The organism is Vibrio sp. 10N.286.48.F5, from assembly GCF_041469785.1.
Classification (GTDB): Bacteria; Pseudomonadota; Gammaproteobacteria; order Enterobacterales; family Vibrionaceae; genus Vibrio; species Vibrio crassostreae_C.
In genome coordinates this window covers 45,741-63,146 of sequence record NZ_JBFRLG010000005.1, presented here as the reverse complement: position 1 = coordinate 63,146, position 17,406 = coordinate 45,741, and the positions used below count along the sequence as shown (strand labels likewise).

The following is a 17,406-nucleotide window of genomic DNA, read 5'->3' as shown; positions in this document are numbered from 1 at the left end:
TATATATTGAAGCCTAGATAAGAATAGTTTGCGCTTTATTCCAAAAAGGTGTTGTTTACATTTGAATTTAAATGCTAAATTATCGAATAAATAAACAAAATGGACTTGTTCTGTGAAATTAAGAAGTACAGCGCTAGTAAAAGGTTTCAGACAATCAACCCCTTACGTAAATGCTCACCGTGGCAAAACCATGGTCATTATGCTGGGAGGCGAAGCCGTTGCCGACAGGAACTTTGGTAACATTATTAGTGATATAGCCTTGCTCCACAGCCTTGGAGTAAAGATTGTTCTCGTTCACGGGGCAAGACCGCAGATCAACCAATTGCTCGCCAAGCAAGATTGCCATACGCCTTATCACAAGAATATTAGGGTCACTGATGAATATTCTTTGGGCGTCGCTATGCAGGCTGCTGGACAGCTTCAACTTGCCATCACCGCACGCCTCTCAATGAGCTTAAACAACACGCCGATGGCAGGCACTCAACTCAATGTTATGAGTGGTAACTTCATTACGGCTCAACCGCTTGGCGTGGATGACGGTACGGATTATTGCCACAGCGGGCGTATTCGTCGAATCGATATCGAAGGGATCAATCGCACGCTTGACCAAGGTTCAATTGTACTGCTTGGCCCTATTGCCAGCTCCGTGACAGGCGAAAGCTTTAACCTACTTTCTGAAGAGGTCGCTACCCAAGTTGCTATTCGTCTAAAGGCCGACAAGCTGATTGGCTTCTGCTCCGAACAAGGGGTAACAGATGAACGCGGTAACGTGCTCGCCGAACTCTTCCCTAAAGATGCCAAGCAAATTCTAGAACGATTAACGGAATCTCAAAATCCTGCCGAAGACATGAGCACAGGAACACTGCGCTTCTTGAAAGGAGCGATCTCCGCTTGTCGAGCTGGTGTGCCTCGTTGTCATCTAATCAGCTACAAGGTAGATGGCGCATTAATCCAAGAGTTGTTCTCTTTCGATGGTATTGGAACCCAAGTAGTGATGGCGAGCGCCGAGCAAGTAAGACAAGCTCAGATCGACGATATTGGCGGCATCTTTGACCTTATTCGCCCTCTTGAAGAACAAGGCATCTTAGTGCGCCGCTCTCGAGAACAGCTAGAGCAAGAAATCCACCGATTTACCATTATTGAAAAAGACGGGCTGATTATCGGTTGCGCAGCGCTTTACGCATACCCGGAAGATCATATGGCGGAGATGGCGTGCGTGGCTATTCATCCTGATTATCGTGATGGCAACCGCGGGCAAATATTACTGGACTACATGCGTCATCAATCGAAGTCTCGTGATATCGACCAAATTTTCGTTTTAACCACACATAGCCTGCATTGGTTCCGTGAACAAGGGTTTTACGAGATCGGAGTTGATGAGCTACCGATGGAAAAACAGGGGCTGTACAACTATCAACGTAACTCAAAAATCTTAGCGTTAAATGTGTAAATAAAGTTTTGGACTAAAATCTCACTTCAAAGGAAAAATAATTGCAAATGTAATCGTTTTCTATATGAGATTTATTAGGTATGCACTTTAACTCACAAACAAAATTGTTTAGAATTTGGTCGCTTTAACAAAATAACAAATGTTTTTATTGGAATTGCCATCTCGATAGTCATGTCGAACTCATTGAGGTGGTCACTGCACGGATTGCTATACCCGTTGACGGCCAGCACGCTAACATTAGCTCTGCTCGTTAATATAAACAGCAAAAAGAGCAATATTGATATGAGAACCATTGTTTGTAACTCGCTGCAAAGTTTTTGGGATATGGCTGATAACCAATTCTTAGAAGGGCTAGACGTACACTGCGTGTTCCCTGTTAGCGAGAATCTAAAAGAGTTTATTTTGAATTGCCAAGCAAAGTACAAGATAAACCACATATCGTTTACTCGAGCGTTTTTAGGCTCTCATTCCTAATAACGCTCAAAGCAACCAAGGATGGTTGCTTTGAGTTTATCTAGCCCTAAGTTCAAAACCTTCTCTAGCCGTCCATAACGACTAATTCGTTAAGCGACTGCCTAAACCACTCACTCGCTCTGTTTTCACCTTAATCCCACGCTTCAACACATTTGTATCGCTGAACATCATCAGTCGTTTCTTCGCACGTGTAATACCTGTATAGATAAGCTCCCGCGTTAAAATAGGGCTGAAATCTGGCGGCAAGATCATTAAGGTCAGATCAAATTCACTACCCTGAGATTTGTGTATTGTCATTGCATAAGCCGTTTCATGATCGGGCACTCGGCTTGGTAGCACAGCTTTTACGCTGCCATCGGGCAACTCAAAATAGACCTTCAAACGAGGGGTTAAGTCAGGTTGACTAGAACCCGCCTCAAGCATACAGATACCAATATCACCATTGTACAAACCCAAGCCATGATCATTTCGCGTCACCATAACAGGACGTCCGTGATACCACAGCTCATCATTATGAGGGCTCACCAAACGCCTTGCGGCCAGTGCTCTTTCAATTCTGTGGTTGAGGCCTTTAACACCAAAATCCCCTTCACGAATGGAACACAACAGTCGGCATTGGCTGAACAAATCGAGTACCGATTTCGCTCTCGCTTCTTGAGTTTCTAACTCTTCCAACGGCACATTCATTCTATTGAGGTACGCACCATACTCGTTAACCAAAGTACGCAGCATCAGGTTATAGCTGTCACTCGACAGAGGGTGGTTTTCGATATCGCCAAAACCTTTGGCAAACACTTGGTCTACTTGATTCGCAGAACCATTATTGATTGCTTTTGCCAGCTGACCGATACCGGAGCGCGCATCGAAACGATAACTCTTCTGCAGCATACACAAGCTATCCGCAATCGCAGGCGGATTCACCGCTCCAGCTTTGTCTTGTCTTGGTTTAGCTATCGCATCAAAACCTGTCATCTCTGCAATCAAATTGCCTTGCGCTGTGCTGTACCCTGCAGAGTTGAATGAACAGATATCACCGAGCACAGCACCTGCCTCTACTGAAGCGAGTTGGTCTTTATCACCCAATAAGATGAGCCTTGCGTGCTCAGGAAGTGCATCCACCAGCTTATACATCATCGACAGATCAACCATTGAAGCTTCATCCACTACCAAGATATCAAGGTGGAGTGGATTGCGTCGGTTATGTCTAAACTCAGCACGGTTAGGAATCGCGCCGAGTAATCGATGTAACGTGCTCGATTCAGTTGGTATGTTGGCCTTCACTTCAGGCGCTAATGGCAGCTGCTCAATCGCTTTACCAATCGACTCGGTTAAACGCGCCGCCGCTTTACCTGTCGGTGCCACCAGCTTAATCGTTGGCGTTTTACCTTGGCTGAGCGATTGCTCGATCATCGCCGACAGTAATTTGGTTACTGTGGTCGTTTTACCGGTACCCGGCCCACCGGAAATCACCGCAAAGCGACGACTCAGCGCCACCGAGGCTGCCACTTTTTGCCAGTTCAAACATGCCGATAACGGCACCAAGTCGTCCAACACATCTAAGTCCGTTACCTGCTTAGCTTGTACAATCGCTTGGTCGATTGATCCCCAATCTAAAGCCTGCTCATTCACAATATCAAGATGGTCACACACCAATTGTTGGCGTAATACCTGAGACGTTTGTTGGCTTGCTTCAGCCTTGGATAAGGCGTTAAACAGAAAATGATAGCTACGTGCAAAAAGCAGATTGAGCGTTTCAGTCAGCGCTTTTTTCTGCTCAGTATTGAACTCTACCGGCTTACTTAAACGGTTTAAGGTCTCAGCCAACACAACTTCGTAGTTCCAATAACGCTGTAAATAGACACGCTGCCCATCGAACATTAGAGGCTTAACACAATCGTTGGTCGTTCCCACTAAGTTTGATGATTGAAGCACAGCCACCCAATCAATACCCAACAGTTTTTGGTTCAATTGCAGTGCAGTTTCACCGTATAACCCAAGTAACTGAGCAAGATCTGCCGCTAGTTCAGGGCCTGTCGTATGCTGCTGTATAAGCTGAGTACAAATGTGTCCTTTGCCTAATTCATGGCTCACTACCCCCGCGAGAAAGCCGATCTCTTGAGGGTAGCTCGTGGCTTGCTGAGCAAGAAAACGGGCAAATTGATAATCCAACTGACGAATAGAACCCTTATCCGCAAGAAACTGGAGTACATCCATCAGTTGCTCAGGAATAAGTGAAACTGGCTTTGCTGTGTTCGCAGTATCTATGCCGGTATTAGTGGTCGTTGTTGTCATTATAAAAGCCCCATCTGTCCAGTTTCATCGTCATTCAATTGTGCCGAACGTCTGTCTATCACTTTACCGTCAATCAATTGATCCATTTCATCAAGTAAAGCCAGTGTTGGTTTGGCCGAGAAAATACCTTGCTGAGATTGGCCGTCCATTCCTCGTAAGAACAAGTAGTACACGCCACCAAAATGTTGTTCGTAGCTGTAATTGGCAACGCGGCTGCGTAAGAAACGGTGCAACGCCAATGCATAGATTTGATATTGCAAATCATAGCGATGGTCGGCCATCGCCGATTTCAATGCCTCGCCATGGTAGACAGCAACATCATCTCCTAAGTGATTCGATTTCCAGTCGAGTACATAGTATTTACCTTGGTGCTCAAACACCAAATCGATGAAGCCTTTCAACATACCTTGCACGGTTTGGAAACCTAGATCGCCCGCTTTGGCTGACAATGGATCGTGATATTGAATGGTTTGATTCAGTTCAGATGCAGCCAATACTTCGATCGGCAGTAAGAATTCCATCTCAACTAAACGTTGCGTCGAGTCTTTCTCGCTTAGCTTTAAGTTCTTGCCGTCTAATGCGGTGTTCAGCACTGTATCGACCAGTTGCTGAAGCACAGGTAGCCACTCTAATTCATATTGCTCTGATTCTAATAAGTGAGTGATTACTTGCGTGTTATGTTCACTGGTTGCTGGCTCGGTAAATTCAACCTCCTCAAACAAGGTGTGTAAGAAAGTACCTGGGCGAGCACCACGAGGGAACGTAAAGATAGAGCGTTCAGGCTCAATCAACTCAGACTCATCCTGCTCATCAGCCGAGTCAATATCAAAACCAGACACCTCAATGGTCGCGTCATGGCTCGCGCCGTGACTGCCTTGCTTTACAAGCCCCGAGTAACTGGTGATACGCCAAGCTCGGTCGATTGAAGCCTTGAGTTCATTAGCATGTAAGTCGTCACTCACTTGCTCTGTTTGTACAAACACCTGTTCATGAGCGGTTGGTGTTTCGGCTAACAGCACACTTGAATTTTTGCCTTCAATTGCCGATAGAGCTTGATGCAACTCGGCGATGCCTTGCTCTTGTCCGTTTTGAACCAAGTAGCCCATCGCACTCAAATGCACGCCTGTCGGTTCTTTGGTTGAACGCCCTTTACGCAGTGGCGCTATACCAATAAAACAGCCATAAACCGCACGAGTCAGCGCTACATAAACCAGGCGCAAATCTTCCGCTAGTCGTTCTTTATCGGCTTGCGCTAAGGCACTGTCGCTGCCAGTAATATCGAGTACTGTGGTGTCTGAATCATGGTCGTAGAATTTGCCTTCGCTCGCTTCTCGGTAACTCGCGACAAATGGGAGGAATACAAGGTCATATTCCAAACCTTTCGATTTGTGAATAGTAACGATTTGAACCAAGTTTCTCTCTGACTCAAGACGTTGAATGTCATCTTCACTGCCGCCTAAACCATTTTGTGCATCTGATATCGCTTCTGCCAACCAACGCAACAAGCCATAGTCACTGTCGAGCTCCTGCCTAGCTTGTTGCAACAATTCGCCAATGTGCATTAAATCAGTGAGTGAGCGCTCACCATTTTCTTCTTCCAGTAAGCGTTCCGCGAGATGTCGTTTACTGATCACGCTGCGAAGCATTGGCAACACGCCGCGCTGAAGCCACAACTTACGATATTCTCTAAACTCGTTAACGACGTTTTCCCACACCACTTCATCGTTGTTGAGTTCATCCAATGATGCGGCATCCAGAGCAAACAACTCCGACGCTAAACTGGCGCGTAATGCTCGGTCATTTTCAGGTGTCAGCACCGCCTGCAACAAACGTTGAATATCTTGTGCGACCAAGCTGGTGAACACACTGTCTCGGTTGGATAAATACACGCTCGCAATGCCTTGTTCCGACAACGCGTTCTTAATCAGACGACCTTCACTACCGGTTCGAACCAAAACAGCAATATCACCCGCATTCACGGCATGTTGTTTTTTGCCGTTATCAAAATAGGCTTGCTGGTTTTGAGAAGCGGTCAGAATGGTTTGAATTTGACTCGCCGTCGCCTCGGCCATGGCTTTGTGATATTCGCCTTTAGGTAGTGGCTTATCTTCTGCTTCTTGTAACCAAAAGGTCAGTGCGTGTTGAGTTTCTCCGTTCATCACCCATTGGCGGTTGTCAGCCGATGGACTGGCAGCGACGGGCAGAAATGGAATGTCTTGGTCGTAGATAAACGGGCTATCCGAATTCATAAACACTTGGTTTACCGCGCTGACCATATCAGCACTCGAACGCCAGTTAGTGCCTAACGTATAGTGAGCACTAACTTGGTTTCTTGCCTTAATGTAGGTAAAGATATCTGCACCGCGGAAACCATAGATAGCCTGCTTCGGGTCACCGATCATAAACAAGCCGCACTGCGGATTATCGAGGTAGATTCGGCTAAAAATACTGTATTGCAGCGGATCGGTATCTTGGAATTCATCGATCATCGCCACCGGGTATAAGGTACGGATTCTCTCCACCAGCAGTGACTGCTCATCGACATCGATCGACGCAGATAACTGGGTCAGTAGGTCATCAAACGATAACCACTGCTTCTGCTGTTTAGCCTTAGCTAACATGATTCGACAATGAGTAATCGCATGCGCCAGCAATGGAGCTTTTAGATCTACAGGAGAATTTAAGAAATTCTCAATAGCCTCAAACACCGCGTGCTGAGGCGCGGTGCCTTTTGGTGTTTTTTCAATTAACGTTGCTTGTGAGAACTTCTCTAGTTTATCTGGAAACTGGTAATCATGAGTGTCGCTCTGCGCCCATGCTGTCACAGCTTCTAACCATGTCGGCAGAGATTTCTTAGTGTAGCTACGCTTGTTCAAATCCGAAGCAGAGATCAAAGCCAAAAAGTCCGCTTCGGATTCACACCACAGCGCTTTAAGTTGCTTCACTTTATCTAGGTTTTGGTTGTGCAGAGTTTGCAAGTCGCCCGACATCGCATCTACCGTCAATTTCAGCGGAGATCCTGTCAGATAACGATTTACGTCTGCTAATAACGCAGCAGGTGAACCCCAGATATTACGAACCTCACCAGCCAGTTGAATGGGCAGCGGGTAAAACTGTTTACGCCAATAGTCAGCAACTACTTGTGCTTTTAGGTGGCTTTCATCGGTCACAAATTCGTTATCAAAGCGGCTTCCAGACTCAAAAGCATTTTGAGTCAACATTCGCTGACAGAAACCGTGAATGGTGTATACCGCAGCCTCATCCATTTGTCTTTCAGCGTTAAGCAGAGTTTTAGCCGCGCCAGCATGATCATCGATGGCTTGTAACAAAGGCGCAATCACTGGGTCGTCACTTTGCCCACGTGCAAACGCAATGCGTGCATCATGAATACGAGCACGAATACGATCTCGCAGCTCAGCCGTAGCTGCTTCAGTAAAGGTCACCACCAGAATTTGGTCTACGGTTAGCGGCTCATGGTGTCGAGTGGCTTCAGTCAGATCACCTTGTGGAGCGGCCGTGCCATGCCCGAGCAGTAGGCGTAAGTACAAGCCAGCGATGGTAAATGTTTTACCTGTACCCGCTGATGCTTCAATTAAACGCGCGCCATGAAGTGGAAACGTCATGGTATCGAGTGTCTGTGGAGCGATTACCTGAACACTGCTTGTGGTCGTCATGCCTTACTGCCTTCTGATAAATGTGTTGTTACAAATGTGACCTAGCGTGGAAAACGTCATTCAATTTACGTCCTACGCTAATTTGTTAATAGTTAGTGCGATCTCTCTCACGGATCAATTCGGATCGCCTCGCTACTATGCGCCCACGAGTTCAGGAGCACGTACGAGTTTTGTACTTTACGGCGTTACTTTGAACCACAGAATAATGGTCCCTCTGACCTGTGGCCGTACAGCGAACGCCCTACACTAATAATGATTTACTGGCGGCCACTTTATTTCCTGTACCTTGCTTCTATTCACCTTGATTCCCTTCATCTTGAAAGCAAGCGTACCAAACGCTTACCAGCGACTCTCTTTTGTCTTTCATTAATTCAGCGCAAACGCTACTGATCTTGTCGATCACAGCCACCTACTCCTGATCTTCCAGATCAGCCGCCGCCAACCTTGCCGCCTGTAACACAAGCGTTGAATACATACGCGACTCAGCAGCCAGCTCATCGTCCCATTTAGGCCAAATACGCGAGATGTAGGTATCTCGCCCCTCGCCAGTGAAAGCGAAGCTGTCATTAAAAGTATCGGCCATTTTCTTAAGTGACTTTTCTTCATCATCGACCCACTTACCACGGCTAAAGCCCGCTTCAACACCAGCTAATGCCGTTTTCGGGAAGTATGGCAATGGTGCAGTCATACCTTGATAAAACAGTCGTACTAACTCAGCTAATATACTCTTCGCTTGCTGCGCATCGCCGATAGGTTGTAGCGTTTGGTGAACCACGCCCTCTTTTCTGTCATAGCCAATAATATGGGTCGTTTTTCCGTGTCCCATAACAGCGCAGGATAGATGATCAATCCACGCAGCCAAGTAATCTTGAGAGCGTATTTTGCCGCTACGGAAACGCACTAGACCTGATTGATAGTTTTGAGTTAACCACCCCATCAAGCGAACAGGCTTACCTTCGCCTAACACGTCAAACTCGATATTCACTTCGAGATCTTGCTGCGGTGATCCGCTCACAAATCTAATCTCTTTGGCTAAGTCTTCCGCTTGAACACGGTTGGTTTCAAATTCGATGTCACCGAAGGCGCCGACCGGTAATCGACCTTGGGCTTTTTGCTCAGAGACAAACAGTCGCACCGCTTCGTCTGCGCCTTCTGGGTGGTCCAGCAACACTTGCAGCAGCGCATCTTTAAGCTGGAAGCTTTCTAAGCCATTAAGCACGAACGGCTCGTCGTCTTCCATTACCGGAAGCGGTGGCTCAAACACGACTTTTAGACGGCGATTAAAGAAGTATTGCACCGGCAAACGCCAGAAACGCTGTAGCTCAACCAAATCGAGTTCTAACGGATAGCTCGCACCAAGCAAATAGTCATCCAAAGCGCGATTGAATTCACCACTGCGCTCACCAGAACGATTTGCCGCAGGAAGCCATTCTTTGGCGTAGCTCAATACATGACCTGCATCACCTTGCGTAAAGGCTGCTGGGCTAAATGGTGTCATGGTGTGTTCAAAGCTGATTGCTTGAGTCAGTTTGATACCAGAATCATCACTTGGTAACGCTTGATCTGCACTTAGGCAGTAGTTCTGGTGGCAGTACTCAATCAACTCAGAAACCAATACCGACGGTACTCGCTCAGTATTATCTTGAATCGAACGGCCGACATAGCTGATGTATAAACACTCTTGCGCCGACAACATCGCTTCTAAGAATAGGTAACGGTCATCATCACGACGAGAACGATCACCAGGTCGAGTGCGCCCGTTCATCAGGTCAAAACCTTCTGGCGGCATTGAGCGAGGGTAAACCCCATCATTCATGCCTAACAAACAGACGGTTTTGAACGGGATAGAACGCATCGGCATCAAGGTACAGAAGTTAACTTGCCCCGCTAAGAAACGCTGACTGATACGCGCACCCGACAGTTTATTATTCAAGTACTGATAGATAATGCTTGGCGATAGCTCTTGTTCGTACAAGGCATCATCAAGCTGTTCATTCAGTTGAGAAAGTGCATCACGAATCGACTTAAGCACCACCTCGCCTTCTAGCTCAACGGCGAAGAAATCATCAATCATTTGCAGCAAGGTTTCACGCCACATATCGATGGATTGCGTCTCAGCAAGGCGTTGACGGTAATGGGCAACACGATCAATAAAGTGCGCTAACTTACCAGCAAGTTCGGCGTTAATGCCCTGAACTTCGTTATAAGCTGCAATTGGAGAGTGTTCGGTTTCAAACAGACCCGCAGAATCCGACATCGCATAACCCAATAACATTCGCTGGATACCAAATAGCCAGGTATTTTGCTCGGTGGCAGGCAAATCAAACTCAGTTGCGGTAGACGAATCGACACCCCAACGGATGCCTGCTTCTTCAACCCACTGCTTAGCTTGCTCGAATTGAAATTCATCAATGCCAAAGCGTGCCATCATCGCTGGGATTTCTAGTAGCTCTAACAACTCAGACGCTAAACAACGCGTATTCGGTAGCGCGACCAACTGCATGAACGCGGTCAGAATCGGGCTCTCTTGGTCTGCCGTTCGATCCGAGATCGAGTAAGGGATATAACGCTCACCCGGAGCATTACCAAATACCGCCTGAATCGCAGGGCTGTAAGCATTGATGTCTGCCACCATCACGATAATGTCGCGTGGCTTTAATGTCGGGTCAGCGTCAAACATTGCTAACAGCTGATCATGAAGAACTTCAACCTCACGCATTGGGCTGTGACAAGCATGTACCGTCAATGAGCGATCACCCAGCTCAACCACTTGTTTGTGGTTGCTGGAGTCTAAGATGTGATCATCTTGGTGTTCTTCTAACTGGAGAATGTCGGCTTGCAGTTGATGCAGCAGGTTATCTCTCTCGACATCAATAAAGAACTCATGCTCTTCGCTGTCTGATTGAGATAGCAAGAACAGGTTATCTCTACCTAACTTACCCATAGATGCGAGTAAGCTATTGCCTACCGCTTGGCTGGTATGCAGTTCGTCTTCAATATTGGCTTCAATGCCATCTTTTAATGGTGAGACTTCGCCTTCTAGCTGAGGCAAGCCATCAATCAGAGCAAACTGCTTACGACGTTGCGCTTCCACTCTAGCCAAGTATTTACGGTCACGAATATCGCCCCAGTAATGTTGGCAAGGGTTGGTAAACATCAGGTGAACATCAATCTGCTCACCCAGCGCTTTCAAGGCATCCATGTAACGAGGAGGCAGCGACGATATACCAAACACAAACAGACGTTTCGGCAAGCGTTGTAGCTGACCTTGTTGGTTGGCTAGCGCTTCAATGAAGTCGTGGTACAGGTTACCACGGTGATATTTCGATTGGCCTTGAGACAGGGTTTGCTCGTAGAGTGCCTTCCACAAAATTGGCTGCCAAGGGTGTTCTTGCTGCCCTTCACCATCAATCAATTCTGTAACGGGCTCGCCCGCTTCCCACATCGCCATCCACTCAGGACGATATACCAAGTATCCATCGAAGATATCGGCAATCTTCTCAGCCAATTGATACAGCTTCGAATCATCTTCGTCGTTTTCAAGATAGCGTTGTAAGGGTAAGAAATCAGGGTGGTCAAGCTTAGCGGGTAGCAAACTCATCAGCTTCCACGTCATCGCTTCCTTGTTAAAAGCACTGCGTTTAGGTACATCAGGAAGCACTTGGGTAAACATATCCCAAATGAAGGTTGCTGGAAGAGGAAAGTCTATATTTGCTGCTACACCAAACTCTTTGGCGAGTTCCATCTTAAGCCATTGAGACATACCTGGGCTCTGAACCAAGATCTGCTCTTTTTCGAAAGGGTTGGCTAAAGGATCACTTTTGATTAAATGAACGAGAAGGATTTTTAAAGTATCGACTTTATTGGAATGGTAAACAGTAAACAAAGTGCACTCACGCTAATCTTGCCACAATATAAAGCCAGATTAGCATAAGTGCCGAGTTTGGATTAGGAATATAAGCTTATGAAATACTGAAAACTTAAGCTCCGTTTATCTTTTGAACTATTGCTTCTTACAATCTACTGCCTACCGCGCTTAGAACACGGTGAGGTTTGTAATTCATGTAATAACGAACCGCCACATAACCCACTACAAACGTTGCCACAATCAATTCTAGATACGCTAGGCCAAACACTTGATTGATGTAATGCGCTTCAATACCTTGTGCTTGCATCCACGCAGCCAGTTTGAACAAGGCTGTTGCACCAATCACGATTGGGAAGGTAAACGCTGCATAACCAGGGCTAAATGGAAGACGAAGTAGTTTGAAAAACGCCATATAGATAATGAACGTCATCAACACTGCAATACCAAATAGTAAACCAATGATCACAGGTGAAGGGTTAGCAGTAACGGTTAAGTAACCCGCCAAAGATAGGCTTGCCGGTGCTGCCATAATCGCAATCGTTGGTTTTGCAGCATCTGGCACTTCGTGAGAGAAGATCAAACGGTAAACCATGATTGGTAGCATTACTGCGTAAACCAATAAGCCGAATACCAAAGTCGCGTTAGCTACTGGCTCTAAAACTGGATTACCTGAGAAAGAGACGTCAGCGACGATAATACCGATCGGTGGCACAAACCAGCTTGGCACCATGTGGTGAATCTCAAAGTTTTTAGCTCTGTGGTACAAAAAGCTCATTAGAAACACAACATGCAAAGCCACAGAAGCCAACCACATAGCTTCTTGTAAGAATTGAGAGATTGGCGCCAAAGACGCTGACACCACCATGCACCCCATTGCAAATGTTGGTACCACACTGCCGACAACAGGGTGAGCAAGATCTTCACGCAATAGGTGACCATGAATCAAAAATTTCACAGCTAAAACAAGAAGTAATACCGCCGCAATGCCAGCACTGATCCACTGCACCAAACCCGGTGTGTGTAAGATACCTTGTGCGACTAGAACACCATCCCAACACCAGCCTAAGCTTGCAATTGCGAGTGCTAACCCTGCCATGGGTGTTGGAGCTCCTGTTAATCTATATTTAATACGTTGAATCATGTCAGCCTCTCTTAAACCTAATTCACTAAACTTGTGAACTCATCAGCTTGTTGAAGCCATAATACGCTTGCGCTTCGTTAAACAATATCCAATTATATATAACAAGTGTTCATCAATACTGAACAGAATCCATTTTCACCAGCAGAGTAAAACTAGGAATCTGATGGCTAATATTTCAATAAAACAGCTCAAAGTGTTCGTCACTATTACTCAGCACTCGACATTGACTGCTGCCTCTGAGGCTCTGTTTCTGTCTAAAGCTGCGGTCAGCATGGCACTAGGCGAAATGGAGAAACAACTCGGCCACTCTCTATTTGACCGGGTCAACAACCGATTAATTCTCAACCAAGAGGGACATAAGTTACTTCCATTGGCGGATGAAATATTACATCGTGCTGCTGGTATTGATGTTTTGTTCCGTGATGATCAGCCTTTAAGTGGCAATCTAAAGGTCGGCGCGAGTGACACGATTGGTAATCAGGTCGCACCGTTTATTTTGTCAGGCTTTCGCGAACGAACTCAACATCAGGATCAAAGCTTGTTCATTTCAAACAGTGCCCTGATCTGCCAAAAGTTGGTGGATTATGAACTTGATATCGCGCTAATTGAAGGAAAAACATTACACCCTGAACTCATTTCGAGTCAGTTTAGCAGCGATGAAATGTGCATTATTGTTAGTAATCAACATCCTCTCGTTGCCAAAGAAAAAGTGATTTTAAGCGATTTAGAAGACAGCCATTGGATTTTACGTGAATCAGGCTCAGGGACTCGCGAGTTTTTCCTTCGTGCCGTCGCACCGCGCATCGAACATTGGTATGAATCTTTTGAACTCAACACCACAGAAGCAATCATCAACTCTGTTTCTGCCGGTCTTGGCTTTGCCTGTTTGTCCCGTTTAGCTGCTCAGCGAGCGATCGATTCAGGCCGAGTAAAAGCGCTTAATGTGCCACTTGATATGAAACGCCGATTCTGGATGCTGGTCCATAAAGACAAATATCAAAGCCCACTGCTGAAATCTTTCATGAGTTATTGTGAAGACTGGGCGGCACATCAAGATTGAGGCCGCATAGTACGGGCTCCAACTGGACTTTTAACATCAGAAACTGTATAAAAAGCCAGTAAAATTTATCAAACTTAGAGGATTAACCATGGCTGTTATCGTCAAGTACGTGGTGGAACGCAACGGAGAAGAGAAAATGACTTTTACCTCTAAAGCCGAAGCTGACGCATACGACAAAATGCTGGATATGGCTGATGAGCTTTTTGAACTGTTAGGCAAAAGCGATTTAGTTGAAGATGAAGGCAAGCAAGAAGAACTTGCAATGTACCTAGCGAAGAACAAAGAAGAAGTTCTTTACGCATTAGGTGCTAAGCGTAAGCCAGCTCCGAAAAAAGCTAAGAAGCTTGAAGCTGTTGAAGACGCAGAAGAAGATGCAGCTTAACTAGCTGATATCTTTCTAAAAAACGTCAATGACGCCTCTAATCAGAGTTCGTTATTGGCGTTTTTTTATACTTATCGAAATATAATGAAGCTTGTTTATAGTCGAAATCGCTCTAAACATTCGCTTGCATGAAAGTGTGAGGAAGATCTAATCTATAGCCATCAGGTGATGGGGTTCCACCTAAGCTTTTGCTTCAACCGCCCGTTCTTTCCGAACAGTGCTAATGACTCCTACAGAATCGAAAACAGGTAATACTGTTGGACGTATCGCTATTCCTCCATTTTGAAATGGACTTAGTCTATTAAGACCAAGTTCCATGACACCTTTGGATTATCGATACTCAAGATCTGTAGTGAATTAGCCGCACCTCTTCCAACACGTCCTGTTTTCTCAACGCCCTAGGCCTTAAATGGCTCTATAAGTGAGAAAACATTATGCACTACTCTTCAGAAATTCAATCAATGTGCCCTATTCAAAGGGGTGATCTTCACAATTCAGCTCCAATTCCAGTTGAAGGCGCAATGGTTAGCCCAAAAGATGTCATCGCTATTTCTGGCTTAAGCCACGGTGTTGGCACTTGTGCACCACAACAAGGTGCTGCAAAACTGACTCTTAACGTAAAAAACGGCATCATCGAAGAAGCATTAATCGAAACGATTGGTTGTTCAGGTATGACTCAATCTGCCGCGATGGCTGCGGAAATCCTCACCGGAAAAACCATTCTAGAAGCGCTGAATACTGACTTGGTATGTGACGCGATTAACGTCGCGATGCGCGAAATCTTCCTGCAGTTTGTTTACGGTCGAACTCAGTCGGCTTTCTCTGAAGGTGGCCTAGAGATCGGCGCAGCACTAGAAGACTTAGGTCAAACACAGCGCAGCCAAGTTGGCACCAGCTACTCAACCGCAGCAAAAGGCGTTCGTTACCTAGAGCTTGCAGAAGGTTACGTAACCAAGCTTGCACTTGATGATCACAGCGAAGTGATTGGCTACGAATATCTCAACCTCGGCAAAATGATGAAGGCGATTAACCAAGGCGTGCCAGCGAATGAAGCGGCCGACCTTGCGACAGGGACTTATGGTCGCTTCGACGAAGCCGTGACCACCATTAACCCACGTCAACAATAATTTTTGCCAATAAAAGAGGAAAGATATGATGAACACTCAATTTAATGAATCAGTAACTCGCGTATTGGCAGAAATGAACTTCGACTCTTTAGAGCAAGCAAACCAATACTGTTTATCACATAATGTCGACCCAAAAGCATTAGTGATGGACACACAACCTATCGCTTTTGAAAGCGCTGCCGATGCTTATATCCTAGGCTCAGCACTGGCGCTATTTCGTAAAGCCACCAGCGCAGAACAAGCCGCTAATATTATTGGTGAAGGTCTTCAAGCATTCACCAAACCTGGCAGTGTTGCTGAACAACGCCAAGTTGGTATTGGACATGGCGCGCTAGCCGCTCGTCTTCTCAATGAAGAAAGTCACTGCTTCGCCTTCCTTGCGGGTCACGAATCTTTTGCTGCAGCAGAAGGTGCGATCAAGATTGCACTGAACGTGAACAAATCACGCAAAACACCATTGAAAGTTATCTTGAACGGTCTAGGTAAAGATGCCGCTTACCTAATCTCTCGCATCAATGGCTTTACTTATGTTCGCACTCAATTTGATTACCAAACGGGTGAGCTAGTTGAAACAGAACGTCGCCGCTTCTCACAAGGCCCTCGTGGCGAGATCTTGTGTTACGGCGCTGATGATGTACGTGAAGGTGTAGCGATCATGCACAGAGAAGAAGTGGATGTGAGTATCACGGGTAACTCAACCAACCCAACACGCTTCCAACACCCAGTAGCGGGTATCTACAAAGCAGAACGCACTCGCCAAGGTTTGCCATACTTCTCAGTTGCTTCAGGTGGCGGTACAGGTCGAACATTGCACCCAGATAACGTAGCAGCAGGCCCAGCGTCTTACGGCATGACCGATACCATGGGCAGAATGCACGCTGATGCTCAGTTCGCAGGTAGCTCTTCAGTTCCTGCTCACGTGGCGATGATGGGCTTCATCGGCATGGGCAACAACCCAATGGTCGGAGCGACGGTTGCATTGGCTGTGGCAGTGAGTGAATCTCAACACGCATAACGACAAAGTGAGTCCCACAATCTGCCTGTTATGTAGAGTCTGTTAGTTGAGAATCAAGCAATAACGGACGACTAAAACTCTACACCTATCACTAAAACCAAACAGCCAGCCTTATGCTGGCTGTTTTTTATTCACACTTGCTCTACTATCTATTTCTAATAATTATTTGTATCTAAGATTAAATACATTCTGCTGTCGTATTTAACTACATATTTTCAAAGGAATAATATGAAAGAGCTCATCATTCATACCATTACCGTGTTCATGGGCTTTTTTGCCATCATGAACCCTATCGCCAACACACCGATCTTTCTTTGATTAACAGGTGATAATGATAGGGAAACGGTCAAGTCTATCGCTTTCCGCTCAGTGTTCATCGCCTTCATCATCGTCAGCACCTTTGCTGTCTCGGGTAAACTCATCTTCGACCTCTTTGGTATCACGCTTTACGCGCTTCGTATCACCGGCGGGATCCTCGTGTTCTTGATTGGCTTTCATATGCTGCAAGGTGACTCAACACACTCTAAAGCAAAAGAGAAGGTCAACTCAGACGCTCAACAAGATGCGGCGCTCAGTATCGCCGTCTCGCCACTGGCAATGCCAATATTAGCCGGACCGGGCACCATTGCCACCGCGATGAACTTTGCCAGCACCGAAGGCATCTACGAAACCATCGTCGCCTTTGGCCTACTATGCGCCTTAACCTACGTATTGTTTGTATTTGGCGAGCGCTTCGTTAAAGCCGTTGGACCAAGCGCACTGAACGTGATTACTCGAATGATGGGGTTGATACTCGCGGTAATCGGTATGCAGATGTTGATTGAAGGGATTGAGCAAGCTTATAAGGCACTGTTTGTTTCAGCTCAGAACAACAAATTTCTGATACAAAAATAGCCAGCGATTCGCTGGCTATTTTCTTTGGC

At 46.2% G+C, this 17,406-nt stretch carries 10 protein-coding genes, 1 pseudogene and 1 riboswitch; of the genes and pseudogenes, 7 read left to right on the top strand and 4 right to left on the bottom strand.

Annotation, left to right across the window (positions count from 1 at the left end; genetic code table 11):
• Positions 1-112: 112 nt before the first annotated feature.
• Both argA and AB4185_RS05695 read left to right on the top strand, forming a co-directional pair.
• Positions 113-1,450: an amino-acid N-acetyltransferase gene (argA, locus tag AB4185_RS05700; RefSeq protein WP_017064194.1), complete on the top strand. Its 1,338-nt coding sequence runs from the start codon at positions 113-115 to the stop codon at positions 1,448-1,450.
• A 282-nt stretch (positions 1,451-1,732) separates the two neighbouring features.
• A complete protein-coding gene (locus AB4185_RS05695; protein ID WP_372103810.1) occupies positions 1,733-1,924 on the top strand; it encodes a hypothetical protein in 192 nt (63 codons plus the stop codon).
• Positions 1,925-2,005: 81 nt separating this feature from the next.
• Here AB4185_RS05695 and recD read toward each other — a convergent pair whose 3' ends face one another.
• From recD to AB4185_RS05675, 4 genes are all read right to left on the bottom strand, one after another.
• Positions 2,006-4,216, bottom strand: a complete 2,211-nt coding sequence (recD, locus tag AB4185_RS05690; RefSeq protein WP_372098230.1) for an exodeoxyribonuclease V subunit alpha — start codon at positions 4,214-4,216, stop codon at positions 2,006-2,008.
• Positions 4,216-7,890 (bottom strand): exodeoxyribonuclease V subunit beta, encoded by a 3,675-nt coding sequence (gene recB / locus AB4185_RS05685; protein ID WP_372135101.1) that lies wholly within the window; start codon positions 7,888-7,890, stop codon positions 4,216-4,218. Before recB ends, recD begins: the two co-directional genes overlap by 1 nt.
• Before the next feature lie 409 nt (positions 7,891-8,299).
• A complete protein-coding gene (gene recC, locus AB4185_RS05680) occupies positions 8,300-11,776 on the bottom strand; it encodes an exodeoxyribonuclease V subunit gamma (RefSeq protein WP_372135099.1) in 3,477 nt (1,158 codons plus the stop codon).
• Positions 11,777-11,903: 127 nt separating this feature from the next.
• On the bottom strand, positions 11,904-12,854 hold the full coding sequence (locus AB4185_RS05675; protein WP_137001990.1) for a TDT family transporter: 951 nt from the start codon (positions 12,852-12,854) through the stop codon (positions 11,904-11,906).
• Positions 12,855-13,062: 208 nt separating this feature from the next.
• On the opposite strand from AB4185_RS05675, the gene AB4185_RS05670 reads away from it, so the two are divergent.
• The 5 genes and pseudogenes from AB4185_RS05670 (at position 13,063) to AB4185_RS05650 (ending at position 17,377) form a co-directional block, all read left to right on the top strand.
• On the top strand, positions 13,063-13,959 hold the full coding sequence (locus AB4185_RS05670) for a LysR family transcriptional regulator (RefSeq protein WP_017059889.1): 897 nt from the start codon (positions 13,063-13,065) through the stop codon (positions 13,957-13,959).
• Positions 13,960-14,047: 88 nt separating this feature from the next.
• The gene (locus AB4185_RS05665) at positions 14,048-14,341 is read left to right on the top strand and encodes a YebG family protein (RefSeq protein ID WP_008223840.1); all 294 of its coding nucleotides are present in this window, start codon (positions 14,048-14,050) and stop codon (positions 14,339-14,341) included.
• Positions 14,342-14,496: 155 nt separating this feature from the next.
• Positions 14,497-14,581, top strand: a riboswitch (Fluoride riboswitch).
• Positions 14,582-14,775: 194 nt separating this feature from the next.
• Entirely contained in the window at positions 14,776-15,468 is a 693-nt protein-coding gene (locus AB4185_RS05660; RefSeq protein ID WP_017071044.1) for an iron-sulfur cluster assembly scaffold protein, read from the top strand.
• Positions 15,469-15,493: 25 nt separating this feature from the next.
• On the top strand, positions 15,494-16,483 hold the full coding sequence (locus tag AB4185_RS05655; RefSeq protein WP_372135097.1) for a GGGtGRT protein: 990 nt from the start codon (positions 15,494-15,496) through the stop codon (positions 16,481-16,483).
• Positions 16,484-16,711: 228 nt separating this feature from the next.
• Positions 16,712-17,377, top strand: a pseudogene (locus tag AB4185_RS05650) (MarC family protein).
• Positions 17,378-17,406: the final 29 nt, after the last annotated feature.